Origin of the sequence: Saccharothrix sp. CB00851, assembly GCF_001905065.1 — a bacterium.
GTDB lineage: Bacteria > Actinomycetota > Actinomycetes > Mycobacteriales > Pseudonocardiaceae > Actinosynnema.
This window is the reverse complement of sequence record NZ_LWLC01000007.1, coordinates 1-20,766: the sequence shown is the minus strand read 5'-3', so window position 1 is coordinate 20,766 and position 20,766 is coordinate 1. Positions and strand designations below refer to the sequence as shown.

At 72.8% G+C, this 20,766-nt stretch carries 14 protein-coding genes; 5 read left to right on the top strand and 9 right to left on the bottom strand.

The window, feature by feature from the left end:
* Positions 1-7: 7 nt before the first annotated feature.
* Positions 8-4,312, bottom strand: a complete 4,305-nt coding sequence (locus A6A25_RS08975; RefSeq protein ID WP_143193038.1) for a LamG domain-containing protein — start codon at positions 4,310-4,312, stop codon at positions 8-10.
* Between the two features lie 341 nt (positions 4,313-4,653).
* Between A6A25_RS08975 and A6A25_RS08970 the strand changes: the two genes are divergently transcribed.
* Positions 4,654-5,595 (top strand): P1 family peptidase, encoded by a 942-nt coding sequence (locus A6A25_RS08970; RefSeq protein WP_083668185.1) that lies wholly within the window; start codon positions 4,654-4,656, stop codon positions 5,593-5,595.
* Positions 5,596-5,640: 45 nt separating this feature from the next.
* On the opposite strand, the gene A6A25_RS08965 is transcribed toward A6A25_RS08970, so the two are convergent.
* The 4 genes from A6A25_RS08965 to A6A25_RS08950 form a co-directional block, all read right to left on the bottom strand.
* The gene (locus tag A6A25_RS08965) at positions 5,641-8,901 is read right to left on the bottom strand and encodes a tetratricopeptide repeat protein (protein WP_073887600.1); all 3,261 of its coding nucleotides are present in this window, start codon (positions 8,899-8,901) and stop codon (positions 5,641-5,643) included.
* Positions 8,902-9,015: 114 nt separating this feature from the next.
* Complete coding sequence (locus A6A25_RS08960) at positions 9,016-10,263, bottom strand: GGDEF domain-containing protein (protein ID WP_241828560.1); 1,248 nt, start codon at positions 10,261-10,263, stop codon at positions 9,016-9,018.
* 449 nt (positions 10,264-10,712) lie between these two features.
* Positions 10,713-11,867 (bottom strand): MFS transporter, encoded by a 1,155-nt coding sequence (locus A6A25_RS08955; protein WP_083668183.1) that lies wholly within the window; start codon positions 11,865-11,867, stop codon positions 10,713-10,715.
* A 103-nt stretch (positions 11,868-11,970) separates the two neighbouring features.
* Entirely contained in the window at positions 11,971-13,167 is a 1,197-nt protein-coding gene (locus A6A25_RS08950; protein WP_143193037.1) for an MFS transporter, read from the bottom strand.
* A 31-nt stretch (positions 13,168-13,198) separates the two neighbouring features.
* Here A6A25_RS08950 and A6A25_RS08945 point away from each other — a divergent pair, with 31 nt between their 5' ends.
* A complete protein-coding gene (locus tag A6A25_RS08945; protein WP_083668197.1) occupies positions 13,199-14,218 on the top strand; it encodes an RNA polymerase subunit sigma-70 in 1,020 nt (339 codons plus the stop codon).
* A gap of 209 nt (positions 14,219-14,427) precedes the next feature.
* On the opposite strand, the gene A6A25_RS08940 is transcribed toward A6A25_RS08945, so the two are convergent.
* Together A6A25_RS08940 and A6A25_RS08935 are read right to left on the bottom strand one after the other, a co-directional pair.
* On the bottom strand, positions 14,428-15,051 hold the full coding sequence (locus tag A6A25_RS08940; RefSeq protein WP_073887598.1) for a DJ-1/PfpI family protein: 624 nt from the start codon (positions 15,049-15,051) through the stop codon (positions 14,428-14,430).
* A 13-nt stretch (positions 15,052-15,064) separates the two neighbouring features.
* The gene (locus tag A6A25_RS08935; RefSeq protein WP_274534297.1) at positions 15,065-16,225 is read right to left on the bottom strand and encodes a GlxA family transcriptional regulator; all 1,161 of its coding nucleotides are present in this window, start codon (positions 16,223-16,225) and stop codon (positions 15,065-15,067) included.
* A gap of 15 nt (positions 16,226-16,240) precedes the next feature.
* On the opposite strand from A6A25_RS08935, the gene A6A25_RS08930 reads away from it, so the two are divergent.
* Together A6A25_RS08930 and A6A25_RS08925 are read left to right on the top strand one after the other, a co-directional pair.
* On the top strand, positions 16,241-16,990 hold the full coding sequence (locus A6A25_RS08930; protein ID WP_073887597.1) for an aminotransferase class IV: 750 nt from the start codon (positions 16,241-16,243) through the stop codon (positions 16,988-16,990).
* A gap of 44 nt (positions 16,991-17,034) precedes the next feature.
* Positions 17,035-17,385: a hypothetical protein gene (locus tag A6A25_RS08925; RefSeq protein WP_143193036.1), complete on the top strand. Its 351-nt coding sequence runs from the start codon at positions 17,035-17,037 to the stop codon at positions 17,383-17,385.
* A 3-nt stretch (positions 17,386-17,388) separates the two neighbouring features.
* Here the strand turns inward: A6A25_RS08925 and A6A25_RS08920 are convergent, their stop codons facing one another.
* Positions 17,389-17,838, bottom strand: coding sequence for an Lrp/AsnC family transcriptional regulator (locus A6A25_RS08920; protein WP_181320534.1), 450 nt, complete (start codon positions 17,836-17,838; stop codon positions 17,389-17,391).
* Positions 17,835-18,962, bottom strand: coding sequence for a M24 family metallopeptidase (locus A6A25_RS08915; protein WP_073887595.1), 1,128 nt, complete (start codon positions 18,960-18,962; stop codon positions 17,835-17,837). The genes A6A25_RS08920 and A6A25_RS08915 overlap by 4 nt, the downstream gene beginning before the upstream one ends.
* Positions 18,963-19,377: 415 nt before the next feature.
* On the opposite strand from A6A25_RS08915, the gene A6A25_RS08910 reads away from it, so the two are divergent.
* A complete protein-coding gene (locus tag A6A25_RS08910) occupies positions 19,378-20,319 on the top strand; it encodes a 5'-3' exonuclease (protein ID WP_073887747.1) in 942 nt (313 codons plus the stop codon).
* The last annotated feature ends 447 nt before the right edge of the window (positions 20,320-20,766 follow it).

The following is a 20,766-nucleotide window of genomic DNA, read 5'->3' as shown; positions in this document are numbered from 1 at the left end:
CGAAGGGTCAGTGGACGATGCCGAACAACGTGCCCGGGTCGTCGGCGGTGCGGTCGCCCTTGATCTGGTCGACCGTGCGCACGCCGGAGTGGACGCGCACGCCCGCGACCCCGCCCTGCCACAGGTCGACCTGGTTGCCGCCCCACAGGCTGCGGCCCACGACCAGCGGGCCCGCGCCGAAGTGGAAGCCCGTCGCGTCGACGCAGCCGCTCGCGCCGTCCTGCGGTTCGCCGTTGACGAACAGGCAGACCTTGCCGGTCACCGTGTCGAGGGTCGCCGCGAGGTGCGTCCACGCGCCGGGCACGGCCGCCGCGTCGCTGTACGCCGTGCGCATGCAGTTCGCCGTGGTCCGGTCGCACGACACCGCGAACGCCCACCGGCCCTGCGCTTCGCCCGAACCCCGGCGGAAGCCCAGCATGAACGAGCTGTTGGTCGTGTCGTCCTGGCCCACCGCGGTCCGCGCACCCACCGCGTCCGAGTCGGTCTTCACCCACGCGGACACGGTGTACGAGCGGTCGGTGCGGAAGTCACGCGGGCGCGGCAGGGTGATGGCGGTGCCCGACGCGCCCGACAGCGACACGTTCGCCGCACCGTCGCCCGCGACGAGTGACGCCCCACCGGTGGCGGTGCCCGCGGTGTGTCCGTTGATGTTCCAGACGCTGTCCACGTAGGACAGTCCGGCCAGCGCGGCGACCTGACTCGCGGTCAACGCCTGCTGCCACAACTGCACCGAGTCGATGACGCCCCGCATCGAGCCCACGAGCGGACCGAAGTTGTACGTGCCGACGGTGACCGGTCCGGAGGCGTTCCACGGCGTGCCGGCGAACGACCGCGTGCCCATCAGCTTGCCGTCCACGTAGAGCTGGATGCGCTTGGACTCGTTGTTGTAGACACCCGTCACCAGCGTCCACACGCCGGCGGCCGTGACCGTGTTGCTCCGGAACGCCCAGTCAGTGACCGCACCCGTGGCGTCCGACCGGTTCAGGCCGAAGATCCAGGCGTTGACGTCCGGCGAGTAGCGGATGGCGAAGCCGGGCACGTTCTGGCCCGACTGCCCCGCCACGGCGTAGTAGCCGTTGAGGTCGTCCAGCTTGACCCACGCGGACACCGTGAACGACTGCGAGGTGTTCACCGCGGGCCCGGTCGAGTAGCTGTAACTGTCCTCGGTGCCGTTGTAGTACAGGGCGCTGCCGGACTTGCCGGGCACCCACGACGTCGCCTCCGTGGTGATCAGGTTGTTCGCGTACCCGGCGCCGTTGTTGCTGGAATCGGCCGCGGTGGTGCCCGCGTTCTCGTCGAACTTCCAGTACCCCTCCAGCGACTTCACCGGAGCGGCCACGTAGGGCGGGTTGAACTCGTCACCGGTCGCGCCGGTGGCCAGCAGCTCGGTCGCACCCTCGGCCAGTCCCAGGTTCGCCCGCGGCGCGGACGCGGTGGCGAGGTCGTGCGCGTCCTGCGCGGACAGCACCCGCTGCCACGCCTGCACGTCGTCCACCTGGCCCGGGAAGTGGTCGGCGCGCAAGCCGTCCCACTTCGCCGCACCGATGACGAACGGTCCGCCCGCGTTCCACAGCGGAGTCGCCAGGACCTTAGACCCGGCGGGCTTGCCGTCCACGTACAGCGACAACTGCCTGCTGTTCGCGTCGTAGGTGCCGATCAGGTGGGTCCACCTGTTGACCATCACCGCCGCGGCGTTGTCGCCGGAGGTCACGCGGTTCGGGGTGTCGGTGACCGCGTCGGTGTCGGTCGTGCTCATCGACCACTTGCCCACGTCCGCGGAGTACTGCAGGAAGAAGCCGCTGACCGAGTTGCCGTCCTGGGACAGCACCGTGTAGTAGCCACCGGTCTGCTGCAGGTACGCCCACGTCGCGACGCTGAACGACTTGCTGGTGTCCAACACCGGCCCGGTCGTGGACAGGAAGCCGTTCGGCCTGATGTTGATCCCGCCCTTGACGCCGTCCTTCGCGCCGAACGCGTCGGCCTGGGTCCAGGCGTTGCCCCGGCTGTACCCGATGGCCCACCCGGCCTCGGTCAGCGTGGCCGGGTGCGCGGTCTCGCCCGGGTTGAGCACGGCGACGTTGTCCGACGCCGTGGTGCCCGCCGTGTCGTCCAACGCCCAGGCGCCCTTGAGGAACTTCGCCGACGTCAACGGCAACACCGTGTAACCGCACGCGGTGTTCGGCGCGGCACCCACGACGACCAGCGGACTGACGCAGGTGCTGTCCGGGCCCGGTGTACCCGCCTTGTTCACCGCCCGCACCCTCAGCAGGTTCTGCTGCGCGTTGAGCGCGGTGGTCGACAGCGACGCGACCGCCCACGACCCGCCGTCGGTACTGACGGCCCTGGTCGCGGGCACGCTCGGCGAGCCCTGCGTGGACGGCACGCTGCCGTCGGTGGTGTAGACGAACCGGTCGATGTCGAACAGGCCCGGGGTCGCCGGCTGCACGCTGATGGCGAAGGTCGCGGTGTCACTCTGGTTGACCGGGGTGTTCGTGGCCCGCACGGACGGCGCCAGCGGCACCGTGGTGTTGACGTAGAACTCGCAGTCCCAGTCCCACCGCGGCGAGGACAACGCCCCGTCCGACACCCTCATCGCCCACTTGTAGATGCCGTCCGAGGTGATCCACCCCTCCGGCACCTGCACCTGTGCCAGCGCGGCCTGGTTGGGTCCGGGCGTGCCGATCGTGGACTGCGCCAGCGTGGCCCCGTTGTCGCGGTAGGTGCCCGGCACGTCCGCGCCGTACGGTCCGCCGCTGGTCGCGACCAGCACGTGCAGGACGCCACCGTCCGGATCGGACACCCGGGCCTGCAGCTGCGGCGTGCGGGTGAACACGTACGGCCGGTTCTCACCCTTCACGCACGGCACCGTGCCGTTCTGCATCGCGTGGTCGGTCGGGTTGTTGGGCGTGGAGTTGTAGCGCACCTCCAGGTACGGGTTCAGCCCGAACCGGCGCCACGAGGTCGTGGTGGACTCGCTCTCGCCCTTGAGCAGGAACGTCGTCAGGCCCCAACCGCCCGCGGCCGCCGCCCGCACCGCGTTCGTCGCACCGAACTGCATCGGCACGTTCGGCGCCTTGGACTGGTTCGTCGTGTTCACCGACGACAGCAACGACTCCGACGTACCCGGCACCACCACCCCTCCCGGCTGGTTGTCCCACGTCGTGTTCGCGTCGATCCACCCCGCCAGGTGCAGCTGCGTCGACGTGGCCGTCGGAGCACTCCACCACGAGTAGAGCAACGTCGTGTTCAACGTCGCCCAGTCGACCACCTTGCCGCTCAGCGGACCGGTGTTCATCTGCACGTACGAACGCGATATCCCCGAGGAGTCCGTGTTCTGGTAACCGGCCTTCAGGTCGTTCAGCGCACCGGTGGTCACGTCGAAGTTCTTCGCCCCGGTCATGCCCGGACCGGACTGCACCACCACGTGGTGCGCCTTGCCACAGGAACCGCACGAGTACTCCGGGTCCAGGAACACCGGGTAACGCGTGTCCGGATCGGCCAGGAACGCCTGGTCCGGGACGATGCTCACGCTCCCGTCCGACACCTCGACACTCATCACCGCCCGCCGCGGCTCCCGCCGGTCGTCACCACTGGAGTCCCACATCCGCGTCGCGTCACCGGTGAACACCACCGAACCCGCGCCGTCCACCACCTCAAGACCGGGACTGCCGGCCTTAGCCTTGCGCTCGACCGCCCGCACCCGCGAGTTCTTCGTGTGCGAGCCGAACGTCACCTTGCGCAGCTTCGGATTCTTCGCCGCCTCCGGCGTCTTCACCACCAACACCTCGGAGAACCCGATCACATCCGCCGTGACCCGCAGGTCGACGCCCGGCAGCACTTCCGGGTACGTCGCCGTCGACCCCTCCAGGACCGGCTCCGGCAGATCGGACTCCCAATTCAGCCCCACCTCGGCACCCTGGTGCGCCATCCGCACCAGCGGCCCGCGCGCCTTGGACCCCTTGCCGCCACCGGACAGCGTCAACTCCACCACCGCGGCCTTCGGCGCCACGGACCCGTCCGCACGGCGCTCCAACGTCGTGTCCGCCGCGACCCACCCGCCGTCCCGGCGCACCCGCACCGGACGCTGGTGCTGCCGCCACGTGAACGAACCCTCGGGCGTCGCCCAGAACTCGTCGGTCTCCGACGTCTTTCCCGTGATCCGCACCGGCCGACCCAGCCGCTTCGCCAACTCCTGCGCCGAAGCCTCGTCCACCGCCTCGTCCACCACCGTGGCCGGCACGGGCTCAGGAGCCGCCACCGCCACCGGCTGCACCACGGCCACCCCGACCACCGAAGCCGCGAGCAAAGCCACGAGTCTCTTGCCGCGCGGTCTGTTTCCGCGCACGCCAAACAGAGCCACCACCAGGAACCCCCCGTACCGGGCAACCTGCTGATGGGCTGCCGTCACCGTCCGATCGGGGCAGAACTCTGCCTGACGAACCGGACGTACACACTCGCCCGAACGGCCTAATCCTTGATCGTTGAACCGTTCGGACCATCCACCCGCGCCGCGACCACCGGTGACCCGGACCGCCATACCGGCACTGACCAGGCCTTTTGTCGCATTCACGGTGACCGCGCGTGTCCCGCCGCAGGATGAATTCCCGGTGCGCCGACCGAGCCCGACACCGCGTCGGCCGTAGCATCGGCGGCGTGCGGAACGCGATCACCGACGTGCCGGGCGTGCTGGTCGGGCACGCCACCCGGATCGGCGCCGGCGCGTTGACCGGCACGACGGCCGTGCTGTTCCCACCCGGCACACTGTCCACTGTGGACGTTCGTGGTGGTGCTCCGGCGACCCGGGACACCGCCGCGCTCGACCCGCGCTACGGCGGCCGGGAAGTGCGCGGTGTCGTGCTGACCGGCGGCAGCGCGTACGGGCTGTCCGCGGCCGACGGTGCGGCGCGCGAGCTGGGGTCGTTCGTGCCCGCGGCCGCGCTGTTCGACCTCGGCCGGGGCGGCGACTTCCACGCCTGTCCGGGGCCGGAGGAGGGCGCGGAGGCCGTGCGCCGCGCGGGCGTCGAAGTCGGGCAGGGCAACGTCGGCGCGGGCGCGGGTGCGCTCAACGCCACCGTGAAAGGCGGCCTGGGCACGGCGAGCGTCGCACTGCCCGGTGGCGTGGTGGTCGGCGCGATCGCCGCGCTCAACGCGGTCGGCCCGTCGGTCGACGTCGACACCGGCCTGCCGTTCGCCGCGCCCCTCGGCCTGCCGGGCGAGTTCCCCGCCCACCAGGGCGACGACCTGGCCGCGGCCCGGGTCGAAGGCCACGCGCAACCGTTCAACACGGTCATCGGCGTGGTCGCCACGAACGCCCGCCTGCCGCACCTGTTCGCCCTGGCCGGCGCCGCTCAGGACGGGCTCGCGATCGCGGTCCGCCCGGCGCACGGCCTGACCGACGGCGACACCGCCTTCGCCGCCTCGACCGGCACCCACGACGCCGACGCCGGCGAGGTGCTCGCCGCCGCACGGGCGGTCTTCGCCCGCGCCCTGGTCCACGGCCTGCTCCGGGCGGAGTCCGTCACCACGCCGTGGGGTCACCTCGCGGCCTACCGCGAGCTCTACCCGCGCACCGCGGCCGAGTACCGGGGGAACTGACCCCGCACGAGGTGCGCCGTGGCGCCTTCGGCCTGCCGGACGACCTCAGCGAAGGCCGCTGGTGGGCCGCGACCGGCCCGTCCCGGGGTTGCGGGCGCGTTCGGCGTACGGCACGGACACGTAGCCGACCAGGTCGAGCACGCCGCCGCTGGTGCGGTCCAGTTCGCGGGCGAACGCGAGGATGTGCGCGTCGGCGCGGTCCATCAGCCAGGCCAGCAGCACGACCACCACGTCCGCGAGCAGACCGACCTGGAACGGCATGTCCTCGCGCCTGCCCGCGGTCACCGCGCTGGCGAAGTCGGTCATGCCGCGTTCGGTCAGCTCCAGCGGCCCGGTCTCGATCGCCCGCTTCATCGAGTCCACCACCAGCGGCACGACCGACTTCCACACCTCGCGCGGCGCGACCTCGCAGATCAGGCCACCGGACAGGGCCGCGGTCCACAGCGCCTCCGGGTCGCCCGCCCGGACCGCGCCGACGGCCAGGTGCGGCAGCAGTTCCGCGCCGCGCTCCCACGCGCCCGTGGCGACCAGCTTCTCCACCGCGTGCCGGTAGTGCCCCAACGCCTTGCCGTGCTCGCCGCGCGCGGTCAGCACACCGCCGAGGTCGTCGTGGAACGACGCCACCTCGGCCGCCGCGCCCACCTGCTCGGCCCGGGCCAGCCCCACGGCGGCGTAGTGCTGAGCGGTCTCCAGGTCGCCCCGGTCGCGGTGGCACGCGCCGAGCCGCCGCAACGCGGCCAGCTCCTGCCGGTCGTCACCGAGATCGCGGAACAGCTCCACCGCGCGGGACCCGGCGTCGATCGCCTCGGCCAGGTCGCCGCGTTCGCGGTGCCGGTCGCACTCGGCGAGCTTGAACGCGGCCTGCCGCGCCGGGTCGCCCACCTCCTCGGCCAGGTCGTGGCCCTCGACGGCGTACCGGAGGGAGGTCTCGGGGTCGGCGTCGCCGAGTTCGTCCAGCACGATGATCGACTCCAGCTGCCCGGGTCTGTCCTGTCTGGCCAGGTGTTCGTCGTACGCCAGCCGCGCCGCCTGGCCGGCTTCGTCGGTCCTGCCCTCGTGCATCAGCAGCCTCGCCATCCGCAGCAGGACGGCCGCCCGGTCGCGGCACGCGTCGCCCAAGCCCACACACCGTTCGAAGTCCGCGAGCGCGGCCCCGTATTCCCCACGCCGCTCGGCCCGGTCGCCGGTGAGCTCGAACCTGGTCGCCCAGAGGGGTTCGAGCTCGTCGTCGGGCAGGTCGAGCCCGGTCAGCAGCGCGTCGACCCGGTCGACCAGGTCGGCGGCCCGCTCGTCGTCGGTTTCCAGTTCCAGCTCGGCCAGCAGCACGTCGGCGTAGGACGGGGTGTCGGCCGCACCGCCCGCCTCGGCGACCTCGCGCAGCGCGGCGATTTCCCGGTGCAGCACGGGCGCCAGCGGCCCGGTGCGGTCGCGTGCGGCGGCGGCCAGCAGCTCGCAGCCGGTCAACGCGGCCTCGGCGTCGGTGGTGGACCGGTCGCGCCGCTCGTCCAGCCTGCCGTTGACCGTGCCGACGTACAGGTAGGCCCGCTCGATACCGCCCGGCGTGCCGGTGTTGACGATGGCCCGCGCGGCGGGTGTCTCCTCGGCGGTGAGGCGGCGCACGACGGTGCGGGCGAACCCGGCGGCCAGGTTCGGCGGGATGGTCCACAGCGTGCCGATGTAGCCGCGGGCGCCGGCGCGGACGAACTCGCGGCCCAGCCCCGTCCACGACCGGCACGAGTTGTTGAACACGATCGGCCGGTGCCTCAGCGTCACCGGCAGGTCCGCGTCGGGCAGCGCGTGCCCGCCGAGCACGATCGCGTCGTCGGCGTCGTGGCAGTTGAAGAACACCAGCTCGACCGGCAGGTCCACGACCAGGCCGCGCAGCACGTCCGGGGAGGCTTCCCGCTCGGTCAGCACGATCGGGTGGGTGTGGTGGCCCGGGGACGTCGTGGTCTCGGGCAGTTCACGGAACGACCCGGAGTCGACCACCAGGCTGAACGCACCGGGCTCGCGCGCCACGCCGGCCCGGTGCAGTTCGGTGAGCACGACCAGCGCCGGGTCGGCCACCACGTGCCCGATCGGCTTGCGCGCCCAGTTCACGTCGGCGGTGTGCACGAACGAGTAGGGCAGGCCGGTGGTGAACGCGGTCAGCCCCCGGTCGCCGACCTCCGCGACGGCCTCGGCGGGCACCTGCGCGGTGACCACCTCCTCGACCGCCGCGTAGGGGTCGTGCCCACCGGTGGACAGGTACCGCCACAGCGCCTCGACGAACCCGATGCCCTTGACCGCGTCACCGATCGCGCCCGCCGCCGCGGTGACCCGCTCCTGCTCCTCGGCCACCACGGCGCGCACCTCGGTCAGGTCCGGGGCGGGCGTGATCACCAGCCGGGCGCCGCGGTGGTGGGCGTACGCGGCGGCCACCAGGTCGTCGGCCTCGCCGGTGCGTTCCACCAGCACGGCCTCGTCGGTGTCGTCCGGGTTGTGCTCGGCGAACGGCACGGGCGGCGCGTCGTCGTCCACGCGCAGCGCCGCGCCGGCGCGCAGGGCGGTGAGCAGGGCGGCGACGAAATCGGCGTCCGGAGCCACGTCGAGGGTGCGTTCGGGTTCGCCGCCGCGCAGCAGCTCCCACGCCTTGCCGGTCAGCCCGACGGGGTCCTCGCACGGCAGGTGCAGGCGTTCGGGCAGGTCACCGAACAGCTCGTGGTCCGGTTCGTCGAGGAACACCACGCGGCGCACGCCCATGGCGTCGAGCAGGTGTGCCACCAACAGGTCGTGCCGGTGGGAGGAGGGATCCTCCGGTCTCAGCGCGATGACGGGCGTGACGCGGTCGGCGGGCAGGCACGAGACCACGACGGCGGCCTCGCGCACTTGGTCCGGGCGGCACACCACGACCGTGTCGCCGACCTCGAACACCGGCTCGCTGATCACCGTGACGTCCAGCTCGGACTCGCCCGCGGGCAGCTGCACGCACACCCCGCCGTCGGCGATCTCGCACGGCGCCGATCCGGACACGTGCAGCGTCACCGCGTCGGGCAGGGCGAACGACACACCGTCGGCGGTCGCGGTGGCGGGCGCGTCCACGGCGAGCCGCCAGCGGGCGGGCGCGGGCAGGTCGAACCGCTGCCGCAGCACCGCGCGCACGTGCCCGTCCCAGGTCTGGTCGACCAGCAGGTCGCGGGCGCCCGCCTCGGCGGTCAGCTCCTCACCCGCGGCGACGGGCGGTTTGCGGTGCACGTCGAGCAGGACGGCACGCAGCAGCCCCGCTTCGAAGCGGAAGCGGATTCCGTGCGGGGCACCGAGGTCCACTGGCTCACGACCCTTGCAAGCGAGGAGAGGAGGCCACCGTGTCGGAGGTGGCGGGCAGAAACTACGCCACCGACGGCCTCACCTGCAGCTAGATCCTCCAGGGAGTCGCGGTTGTTACACCCCGGGCCGTTCGGAGCGGGCCGCGGGCGTCCACCGGGCGCGGCGGTGCCTGCCCGCCGCCTGCACCTGGTCGCGGCCGAGCCGCTTCGCCTCGTACAGCGCCGCGTCCGCCGCCGCGAGCAGCCCGGACACGGTGTCCTCGGCGACCTCCGGCCACACCGCGATACCGATGCTGACCGTGAGACCGGCCACCACGCCGCCGTTGCCGTCGTCCACGAGCACCCGGTGGACCTCCGAGCGCACCCGCTCGGCGATCGCCATCGCTTCGTCGTGGTCCACCCCGGGCAGCAGCACGGCGAACTCCTCGCCGCCGAAGCGGCCCACCGCGTCACCGCGCCGGACCGCGCACTCCAGCGCCGTCGCGATGCGCCGCAGCACGAGGTCGCCGGTCTGGTGGCCGTGCGTGTCGTTGATGTCCTTGAAGTGGTCGACGTCGATCATGAACAGGCCGACCCGCGCACCGGGCGGCTGCTGGCGGGTGCGTTGCAGCTCCAGCGTGGCCTGCAGGTGCCAGGCCTCGGCGTTGAGCAAGCCGGTCTTGGTGTCGGTGCGGGCGGCCAGCTCCAGCTGGTGGATGAGCACGGTGCGGTGCAGGGCGACGGCCGCGACGACCATCGGCAGCGCGAACCCGGGCCACCACGCCACGGCGAGCGCGACGAACCCGCCCAGCGCCAGCTGACCGGCTTCGAGCAGGTTGTCCGCGCCGCTGCCGAGGGCGTCCTTCACCGAGCGCGGCCGGACGGTCAGCAGGATCACCGCGGCCACCAGGGCGGTGTTGACCAGCCACTGCGCCACGCCCGCGCCGACCACGCCGACGAGGTCGAGCGCGCCGCCGGGCTGCCCGGCCCGCAGGTGCTCGCGCAGCCCGGTGAGGCCCGCCACGGTGCTCGCGGCGAGCGTGGCCAGCACCATCATCGACGTGGTGAACACGTTGCGGTGCGGTGGGCGGGAGGCGTCCCAGCGGCCGACGACCCACCAGCGGTGCGCGTACATCAGCACGACGAGCGCGACGGCGAGCGCGGGCGGCAGGACCAGCGCGCCGGCGAGGATCCAGATGCTGCACAGGTCGACGTGCGGCAGGTGGCTGTGGTCGCGCCGGATGCGCTCGATCCAGCGGGAGCAGTGCAGGTGCAGCGCGGCGCAGCCGAGCAGGACGGCGAACGTGGTCCACGAGTCGGCGGGCACGGGCCAGGTGGTGGCGGCGGCGATCGCGAGCACGGCGAGCAGATCAACCGACAGCACGTACACCAGGGCCCGCTTGGGCAGGGACCATAGTGTCCAGCGTCGATCGCCCGACGACGTCGAACGCGCTCTGCCCATGGTTCCTCACGACTGTCTGCCCCGGACTGTCATGGCGTCCGGACGGAGGGTCACAGTAATGGTGACCTGTGTCGCTGTCAGCCGCTACCGGGGTGACGCAAACCACTGGAGGTGATCGATGCGCGACAAGATCTGGTGAAGCCGCAGGTCGGAAGCCGTGTCGAGACGGGAGCGAGGTGTGGTTGTGCGCGACAAGATCTGGTGATCCCCCCTGGTGCCCGACGTTTTCGGACCGCCGCGTCGAGGGGAGGTGCGCCGCCATGCGCGACAAGATCTGGTGAAGACGGGTTCCACGACCGACGGTGAACGACCCCCGAGGCCACGTGCGGGCCGCGGCGAGCACAGCACTCCCGCGGCCGGCGCGGTCGGCCTCAGCCGACCCGTGCCCGGACCAGCCACAGGCACGCGGTCGCGGCACCGAGACCGCTGAGCACCAGCGTCGCGCGCGGGCCGACGGCGTCGCCGAGCAGCCCGCCCACCAGCGCCCCGGCGGGCGCGGCACCCCAGACCGCCGTGCGGATGGTCGCGTTGACCCGCCCGTGCAGCGCGGCGGGTGTCGCCTCGTACCGCACCGGCACCTGGTGCACGTTGTAGACCTGCAGCGCGAACCACATCACCGCCACCGCGCCGATCACGAACTGGTCCACCGCGACCAGCGCCTGCCCGGCGCCGGCGGCCAGGATCGCGACGACCATCGTCCGCCGCCGACCCCAGCGCTCGCCCAGCCGGGGCGCGACGAGTGCGCCGACCAGCCCACCGACCGCACCGACGGACAGCGTCAACCCCGCCTGCGCGGCCGACAGCCCCAACGCCGACACCAGGTGCAGCAGCACCACGACGGTGAAGGCGTTGAACCAGAACACGTGGGTCGCCGTGCACAGCGTGACCCGCCGCAAGCCCTGGTGACCGAACACGGCCCGCACCCCGGCCCACATCCCGGCACCGACCTGCGGCCGTTCGACCACCCGCACCCACAGCACCGTGACCGCCGCGACGAGGAAGCTGACCGCGTCGACCACCAGCGCGCCCGCGGCCGTGATCGCCCCGACCAGCCACCCGCCCAGCGCGGGCCCCGCGACCTGCGCCGTCGCCTGCCCGACCTCCACCGCGCCCTGGGCCCGGGTCAACTGCGCGGCGGGCACCACCATCGGCACCAGCGCCAACCCGGCGACGTCGGCGAACACGGCGAACGTCCCCGCCACCGCCGCCACCGCGGCCAACATCCCCACCGACAGCACACCGAGCCCCGCCGCGACCGGCACCACCGCCAGGGCCACCGCCTGCCCGACCGCGCACACCCCGGCCACCGCCCGTCTGGGCAACCGGTCCACCCACACCCCGGCGGGCAACCCGAACACCAGGTACGGCAGCCGCCCGCACGCGGTCACCACCGCGATCCCCCACGCGCCCGCGCCCAACGTCAGGGCCGCCACCAACGGCACCGCGACCACCGTCACCTGCGACCCGACGAGCGACACGGACTGCCCCGCCCACAACAGCAGGAACGACCGGTTGCGCCACAGCACGCGCGTGTCCTACCTCCAGAACGCGAGAGTCCCACGTTCAGAACGCGCGTGTCCTACGCTCAGAACGCGCGTGTCCTACGTTCACGTACCCCGAGTTCAACGCTCACGGCACCGCGGCCGGTGCGACGCGCGACCACGCGGCCGTGACGGTCAGCGCCAGGACGGTGCCCGCGATGCCCGCCACCGCGATCGCGGTCGTCGCCGAGCCCGTCGCGGACGCCAGCAGGCCGCCCGCCGCGACACCGATGCCCTGCGCCGCGACCAGGCCGCTGCGGGCGAAGCCCAACGCCTGGCCGCGCTGCTCGTCCGGCACCAGGCGGACGAACGTCGCACCCGCCGTCACCTGGTAGGCGCTGAACACGCCGCTCAACGCCAGCAACGCCACCGCACCCACCAGGTTCGGCGCGAACAGGTACCCGACCAGCGGCAACGCGGTGGCCACGGCCAGCAGGCCGAGCAGCCGCACCCGCACCGACGCGGGCAGGAACCGCAGCAGCACCGTGCCCAGCACCATCCCGGCCGGGTCGGCGGCCAGCAGCAGCCCCACCCCCGCCGCACCGGCGCCGACCTCCGCCGAGAACGGCGCGGCCAGCCCTTCCGGCACCACGGTGAACAGCGCCAACCACCCCAGGCCGACCAGCAGCCGCAGCCGCCGGTCCCGCCACACCAGCGCCGCACCCGCCCGGATCCGGACGTGCGCGGCCGGCACGAACGCCGGGGCAGGCCGTTGCCGCAGGCCGAACCTGAGCAGCAAGGCCGACAACGCGAACGTCACCCCGTCCGCGAGCAGCGCCCCGGACGTGCCCAGCCACGCCACCACCAGTCCGCCGCCGACGAAACCCAGCAGCAGCCCGGCCTGGTGCGTGATCAGGTGCACCGACTGGCCCGCCTCGTACTTCTCCCCCAGCACGGACGGCAGCAGCGCGCCCTGCGCGGCGGCGAACGGCGGCTCCGCCAGCTGCGCCACCACCAGCAACGCCGCCACCACCGGCAGCGGCACGCCCGGCACCGCCATCACGGCCAGCAGCACGGCCCGCACCGCGTCCGCGACGACCATCACGGTCCGCCGCGGATACCGGTCGGCCAGCCCCGTCAACAGCACACCGGACACCAGCGCGGGCAGCATCGTCAACGCGTACGTCAACGCCGTCCACGCCGCCGAACCGGTGCGCTGGAACACCAGCACCGACAACGCCACCCGGGCCAACTGGTCGCCGACGGTCGACAGCACGGCCGCCGACCACAGCACCCGGAACTCCGGCACCGCGAACACCGCGCGGAACCCCGTGCCCCCGACCAACTGCTCCCCCGATCCGATTCCGCCGCGACCGATGAGTTTCCCGGGCCAGACCCGTCACACGAGTTGTGCGGCGTGCGACCGGCACGTCACCGTACAAGCCCGGAGGGTGACCATGAGCGAGGTTGCGCAGATGACGGTGGACTTCACGCGGGAGACCGAGCGGTACCGGCACGAGCTGCGCGTGCACTGCTACCGGCTGCTCGGCTCGTTCGACGAGGCCGAGGACCTGGTGCAGGAGACGTTCCTGAAGGCGTGGCGCGCCCGGGACACCTTCGAGGGGCGTTCGTCGTTCCGCGCCTGGCTGTACCGGATCGCCACGAACGCGTGCCTCGACGTGATCGACCGGCGTCCCGCGCAGGCCACCACCGACGAGATGCCGGTGGCCGACGTGCCGTGGCTGCAGCCGTTCCCGGACGCCCTGCTGGACGCCGAGCCGGACGCGGAGGTGGTGGCGCGGGAGACGATCGAGCTGGCGTTCCTGGCCGCGGTGCAGCACCTGCCCGCCAAGCAGCGCGCGGTGCTGGTGCTGCGGGACGTGCTGGGCTGGCCGGCGAGCGAGACGGCGACGCTGCTGGAGGAGACCGTGCCCGCGGTGAACAGCGCGCTGCAACGCGCCCGCGTCACCATGCGCAAGCACCTGCCGCAACGGCGTGCCGACTGGTCGGGCGGGCCGAACCCGCGGGAGAAGGCCGTGATCCGCAAGTTCGTGGAGGCCACCGAGCGCTGCGACCTGGAGCTGATGGCGTCGGCGTTGCGCGCGGACGTCACGTGGACGATGCCGCCGCAGCCGGAGTGGTACCTCGGCCGCGACGCCGTGATCGACCTCTGGGCGCCGGTGATGGTGGGCCCGGAGGCGTTCGGCGAGTGGAAGGTGCTCGAGACCCGGGCGAACCGGCAGCCCGCGTTCGCGGGCTACGCCCGCAAGCCGGGCGAAGAGCTGTTCAAGCCGGTGGCGATGGACGTGCTGCGCATCGAGGGCGACGAGATCGCGGAGATCATCACGTTCCCGTCCGACCGGTTCCCGCTCTTCGGCCTGCCCGAGTCGCTGTGAGCTTCGACGTCCGGCTGGTGACCGTCACGGGTGAGCACCCCTACGACCCCGACGAGTGGCGGGACGCGCTGGTGATCGTCGTCGGCGGCACGCTCGACCTGGACGGCGAGCTGTTCGCGGAAGGCTCGGTGCTGGCGCTGGCCGGGTTGCCGCTGCGAGTCCTGCGCCGGCACGGCGGGCAGCCCGCCGTGCTGGCCGCGGTCACCCGGTCAGCGCCCGAACACGCTGCGGGCGAAGGTGACGAGGTCGGCGGGCGGCTCGTCGGGGACCTCGACCCGGTAGGGCGGCTCGGGGTCGTACTCGATGAACAGCTGGGTGAAGCGGCCCCGCTCGTCACCCCAGATCCGGCCGACGAGGGTGAGCGCCAGGTCGATCCCGCCGGACACCCCGGCGGCGGTGACCACGGACCCGTCGACCACCACCCGGTCCGTGCTCACCACCGCGCCGCGGGCGGCCAGCTCGTCACGCACCGCCCAGTGCGTGGTCGCGGGCCGGCCGGCCAGGATGCCCGCCTGCGCCAGCAGCGTCGACCCGGTGCACACCGACGTGGTCCAGGTCGCGGTCGGGTGCACCCGCTCCAGCCACGCCGCGACCACACCGTCCGCCAACGCGTCCTCCCACCGGCCCGAACCGGGCACCACGATCAGGTCGGCGCGGTCCAGCTCGGCGAACGTCGTGGTCGGCACGATCGTCAGCCCGGCGTCGGTGACCACCGGTTCGAGTGACTCGGCGACGAAGTGCGAGGTCACCTCCGGTTGGTGGCCCAGCACCTCGTACGGCCCCACCAGGTCCAACGCCGTCATCTTCGGGTAGAGCACGAAAGCCACGTCCACGTCGATCCCCCTCCTATGCCGCACCGGTGGTGCGGAACCTGTCGCGGTAACCGCCCGGCGTCACGCCGAGCACCCGCAGGAAAGCCCGGCGCAACGTCTCCGCCGAACCGAAACCCGTGCGCCGGGCCACGACGTCCAACCCCTCGTCGCCCGACTCCAGCACGTTCGCCGCCGCCTCGACCCGGACCCGTTCCACGTACCGGGCGGGTGAGACGCCGACCCGGCGCGGGAACACGCGGGCGAAGTGCCGTGCGCTCATCGCGGCACGGCGGGCCATCTCCTCGACCGTCCAGCCGGCCGCCGGGTCGTCGGCGATCGCGTCGAGCACGGCCCGCAGCCCCGGCTCCCGCACCGGCGGCACCCGTGACCGCACGCTGAACTGCGACTGCCCGCCGGGACGCTGCAGGAACACCACCATCCAGCGGGCGACCAGCCGGGCCAGCGCGGCGTCGTGGTCGCGTTCCACCAGCGCCAGCGCCAGGTCGATGCCCGCGGTGACGCCGGCGGACGTGACCAGCCGCCCGTCCTGCACGTAGATCGCGTCCGGCACCACGTCCACCGCGGGGTGGTCGGCGGCCAGCCGGTCGCAGTACGCCCAGTGCGTGGTGGCCCGCGCGCCGTCCAGAAACCCGGCCGCCGCCAGCACGAACGCGCCCGTGCAGACGCTGCCGACCCTGCGCGCACCGGCCGCGACCCGCCTCAGGTGGTGCAGCAGCTCGACGTCCCGTGCCGCCTCGGCGAACGTGAACCCGCCGACCACCAGCACCGTGTCCACCGCCCCGGTCACCTCCCGCAAGTCCTCGGCCTCCACCCGCAACCCACCGGTCACCGAGAACCCACCACCGACCGCCGCCAACCGCACCCGGTAACCGCCACGAACACCCGGCCGCCAACCCCTGCCGGCACCGTCGCCCACCTGGTCGAGCCCTCCCGACCGCTCCCCGTGCCCACCGCCGTCGCCCACCCCGCGCGCCCGGTCGACCCCGCCCGACCCGCCGCCTGCCCGATCGGCCGCACAGGCCCGGTTCGCGCCGTCGAACACGTCCGCCGGGCCCGCGATGTCGGTCAGCGCCGCACCGTCGTACCCGACCACCAGCACCTCGCGTTCCACACCGTCCACCCTCTCGGCCACCCGCGGCGGCGGCAACGACCGCCGACCCTCGATTCCCGCCACGCTACGGTCGCGTCCGTGCTGAGGATCGAGATCGACGGCGAGCCGCCCACCACCGACCGGCTGGCGACCGGTCTGCTGGCCAACTACGGGCACTTCACCGCCCTTCAGCTGCGCGACCGCCGCGTCAAGGGCCTCGACCTGCACCTGCGCCGACTCGACCAGGCCAACCGCGAGCTGTACGGCACCCCGCTGCACGGCGACCACGTCCGCACCCTCATCTCCCACGCGCTGGGTGACGTCCGCGACGCGGCCGTGCGGGTCACCGTGTTCGGCCTCGACGCGCCGTCCGTGATGGTCGCGGTGCTCCCGCCGACCGCTCCCCCGACCACGCCGCAACGCCTCATGTCGGTGCCCTACACCCGTCCGCTGCCGCGGGTGAAGCACCTCGGCGGTTTCGGCCAGCTTCACCACCGCAGACGCGCCCAACAGGCCGGTTACGACGACGCGCTGCTCACCGCCGACAGCGTGGTGGTGGAGGGCGCGATCGCCAACATCGGGTTCTTCGACGACACCGGCGGCGTGGTGTGGCCGCGGGCGGACTGGCTGCACGGCATCACCATGCAGTTGCTGGAACGGCAGCTGCCATCGCGCCGGGAGGTGGTGCGGCTGGCCGACGTCGGCCTCTACCGCGGCGCGTTCCTGACCAACTCGATCGGCGTGGTCGGGGTGTCGCGGATCGACGGCGTCGAGTTCACCGTGGACGGCTCGGCGCTCGCCCGCGTCCAAGCCGCCTACGACGCGGTCCCCGCCGACCCGGTTGAGTAGATCCACCGATGCCCGCCACCGCCGGACCGCGGGAACGTGTGCGCGTGATGATCGACGTCCGCGACGGCCAGGTCACCCTCGACTACTCCCCGGACGGCGCGGTCGGTGATCTGCACGCGTTCCCGCGCCTGGTGGTGCGGCCCGCGACCGTCGAGACGACCGAGCCGGTGTACCGGCCGGACTCCACGAACCACGTGTTCGTGCGGCGGATGGGTGAGGTGGAGGTGGTGGCCGTGGTCGCGGACGTGGCGGACGTCTCGGCCGCGCGGGACTTCGTGCTGTCCGTGCGGCCCGCGACCGACGACGAGGTCAAGCGCCTCCTGCCGCGGGCACCCGACCGGCGTGACCGGGACGTGCTCGCCGATTTCGCGCAGGCGTGGCGCGGCTTGTTCTGACCGTCACACCGCGGGCGGGCGGTCCTCGTACGGCGTGGACAGCACCACCGTGGTGCGGGTGGACACGTTCGCCACCTCGCGGATCTGCCTCAGCAGCTCCTCCAACGCGTGCGGTGACGCCACCCGCACCCGCAGCACGTACGACGCGTCACCCGCCACCGAGTAGCACGCCTCGATCTGCGGCAGGTGCTCCAGCCGTTTCGGGTAGTCGTCGGGAGCCGCCGGGTCGATCGGGGTCAGCGAGATGAACGCGGTCAGCGGCAGGCCGATCTCGTCGCCGTCCAGCCGCGCCGCGTAACCGCGGACCACGCCGCGCTGCTCCAGCCGCCGCACCCGCTGGTGCACGGCCGACACGCTCAGCCCGACCCGTTCGGCCAGGTCGGTGAAGCTGCACCGGCCGTCGGCGGCCAGTTCGCGCAGGATCGCCCGGTCTATCGGCTCCAGGTTCGTCACGCGGGCAACACCACCAGCTCGTGCGGTCGGTTGTTGACGCTCTCCACGCCGTCGTCGGTGACGACCACGATGTCCTCGATCCGCGCACCCCACCGCCCGGGCAGGTAGATGCCGGGTTCGACGCTGAACGCCATGCCCGGCTCCAGCGGCAGGTCGTTGCCGGCGACGATGTAGGGGTCCTCGTGCACGTCCAGCCCGATGCCGTGGCCGGTGCGGTGGACGAAGAACTCGCCGAAGCCCGAGTCGGCGATGATGTCGCGGGCAGCGGCGTCGACCGCTTCGCACGTGACGCCGGGCCGGACCGCTTCGACGGCGGCCTTCTGCGCGGCCTGCAGCACCGCGTAGGTCTCCCACACGTCGGCGTCACGCGGTTCGCCGAGCACGTAGTTGCGGGTGGAGTCGGAGTTGTAGCCCTCGGCCACCGGTCCGCCGATGTCGACCACCACCACGTCACCGGCCTCGATCACCCGGTCGGACAAGTCGTGGTGCGGCGACGCGCCGTTCGGGCCGGAGGCGACGATGACGAACTCGGCCAGCGCGTGGCCTTCGGCGACGATCGCCGCGGCGATGTCCGCACCCACCTCGGCCTCCGTGCGGCCGGGGCGCAGCCACTCGGCCATGCGCGCGTGGACGCGGTCGATCGCCGCGCCCGCCTTGCGCAACGCGGCCACTTCGGTGTCGTCCTTGCGCATCCGCAGCTCGCGCAACACCGGCCCGGCGAGCACCTGGTCGCCACCGACGGTGTCGCGCAACCGCAACGTGTGCAGCGCGGGCATCATGTCGGACACCGCGGTCCGAGTCCCCTTCAACGCCCGCTTGACCAGCGCGTACGGATCTTCGCCGTCCACCCAGGTGGCCACTTCGACACCGAGCTCGTCGGTGGGGATTCCCGCGTACCCGGGGTGCTCCAGCTTGGGCACCACCAACACGGGCACCCCGCCGACCGGCAACACCAAGCAGGTCAACCGCTCGAACGACGTGCCGCCCGCGCCGAGGAGGTAGCGCAGATCCGAACCGGGCGCGATGAGCAACGCGTCAACGCCCGCGATGGAGGCGGCAGCGGTAGCCCGGTCGAGGCGCGCGCGCAGGGCGTCCACGTCGACGGGCCCAACTTGGGTCGACATGGGAGGAAGCCTAGTGGTGCGCAGCCCGTCCCACGCCACAAGCCACCGCACCACCAGCCCACTTCCCCAACCGAGTGATCACCCCACCCCAACCAGCCCTTATCCGACCACCACTTCCACCAACGGGTGAACCTCAAAACTCGAACCTGAAATAACACCGTTTTTACAGCACTCAAACGTCGGTTGAAACAACGAGGCCGCCCTCAACCACCTCCCCTGCCCGAACCCACCACCCACACCCCACCCTGCCCGCCACCCGACCCCAGCACCCGGCACCCGGCACCCGGCACCCGGCACCCCGAAGGCTGCCGCCCTCCAAGGTTTGACCCCAGGGCTTGACCCGGGATGGGGAAGTTATCCACAGGTCCGGACGGAGCGATCGGCGATGTCGGACCTCTCTGGCAAGCTGTCCCAGGTGAGCAACCCGCTGGTCCTGATGGACGCCGCCAGCCTGTACTTCCGGGCGTTCTACGCGCTGCCCGAGTCGATGACCGCGCCGGACGGCACACCGGTCAACGCGGTGCGCGGGTTCGTCGACACGATCGCGAAGGTCATCACCGACCGGAAGGCGAGCCGCCTGGTGGCCTGCATGGACGCCGACTGGCGCCCGGAGTTCCGCGTCGCCGCGCTCCCGTCGTACAAGGCGCACCGCGTCGCCGAGGGTGGCGTCGACGGCGAGGAGGAAGTGCCCGACACCCTCACACCCCAGGTGCCGATCATCCTGGACGTGCTGGACGCCGTCGGCATCGCCACCGCCGAGGCCGCCGGCTACGAGGCCGACGACGTCATCGGCACCCTCGCCGCCCGCGAGACCACCGACCCGGTCGAGGTGATCACCGGCGACCGCGACCTGTTCCAGGTCGTGCGCGACGAGCCGACCCCGGTGCGAGTCCTGTACCTCGGTCGCGGCTGGGCGAAGGCCGAGCTGCTCGGGCCGCAGGAGCTGGCCGCCAAGTACGCCCTGCCGGTGCACGACGCCGGCCGCGCGTACGCCGGGATGGCCGTGCTGCGCGGCGACCCGTCGGACGGCCTGCCCGGCGTGGCCGGCATCGGCGAGAAGACGGCGGCCAAGCTGATCAGCGAGTTCGGCTCGCTGCAGGCCGTCCTCGACGCCGTGCACGACCCCCGCGACCGCAAACTCACCACTCGCGCCCGCACCGCGCTGCTCAACGCCCAGGACTACCTCGCCGTCGCGCCGACCGTGGTCAACGTGGCGACCGACGCAAAGATCGTCATGGACCGCCCGGACGTCGTCCCCGCGGCACCCGCCGACCCGGAGCGGGTCGCCGAACTGACGCGTCGTTGGGGCCTGGGCAGCTCGCTGCCAAGGCTGCTGTCGGCGCTGGAACGCCGCTAGTCCGATCTAGCCGCCACCGAACCCACGGCGACGGGAAGCCGATGGACACCAGGCGAAGGTGGGTGGTGGACGCCTGTCGACGACTTACGGCAGCGCGCGACGGGCCCTGGCACGGACGAGCAGCAGGCCGTGGCCCGGACCGCAGGTCGCGCGCGCAGCGGGCAAGCCTTGCCGCGGGCGGCGGCAGGCGGCGGGCCGTTGCACTGACAGCAGGTGGCGCGGGCAGCGGCGGGCCGTAGCGCAAGCAGCGGACAGGTCGTGGCGCGGCGGTTGCGCGGCTGACTGCCTGGGGGTTGCGCGGCTGACTGCCTGGGGGTTGCGCGGCTGGCGGCGCGGGCGGTTGCGCGACTGACGGCGCGGGCGGTTGCGCGGCTGACCGCCGGCCGCTGGCGGCGGCTGGCGGCGGTGGCGGGCGGCGGCGGTGGCGGGCGGCGGCGGTGGCGGGCG

What these genes read in the sequence shown, in the direction of transcription:
- A6A25_RS08945 (WP_083668197.1), top strand. Translation starts at nt 13,199, where the DNA reads ATGAGTTTCCCGGGCCAGACCCGTCACACGAGTTGTGCGGCGTGCGAC.
- A6A25_RS08915 (WP_073887595.1), bottom strand. Translation starts at nt 18,962, where the DNA reads ATGTCGACCCAAGTTGGGCCCGTCGACGTGGACGCCCTGCGCGCGCGC.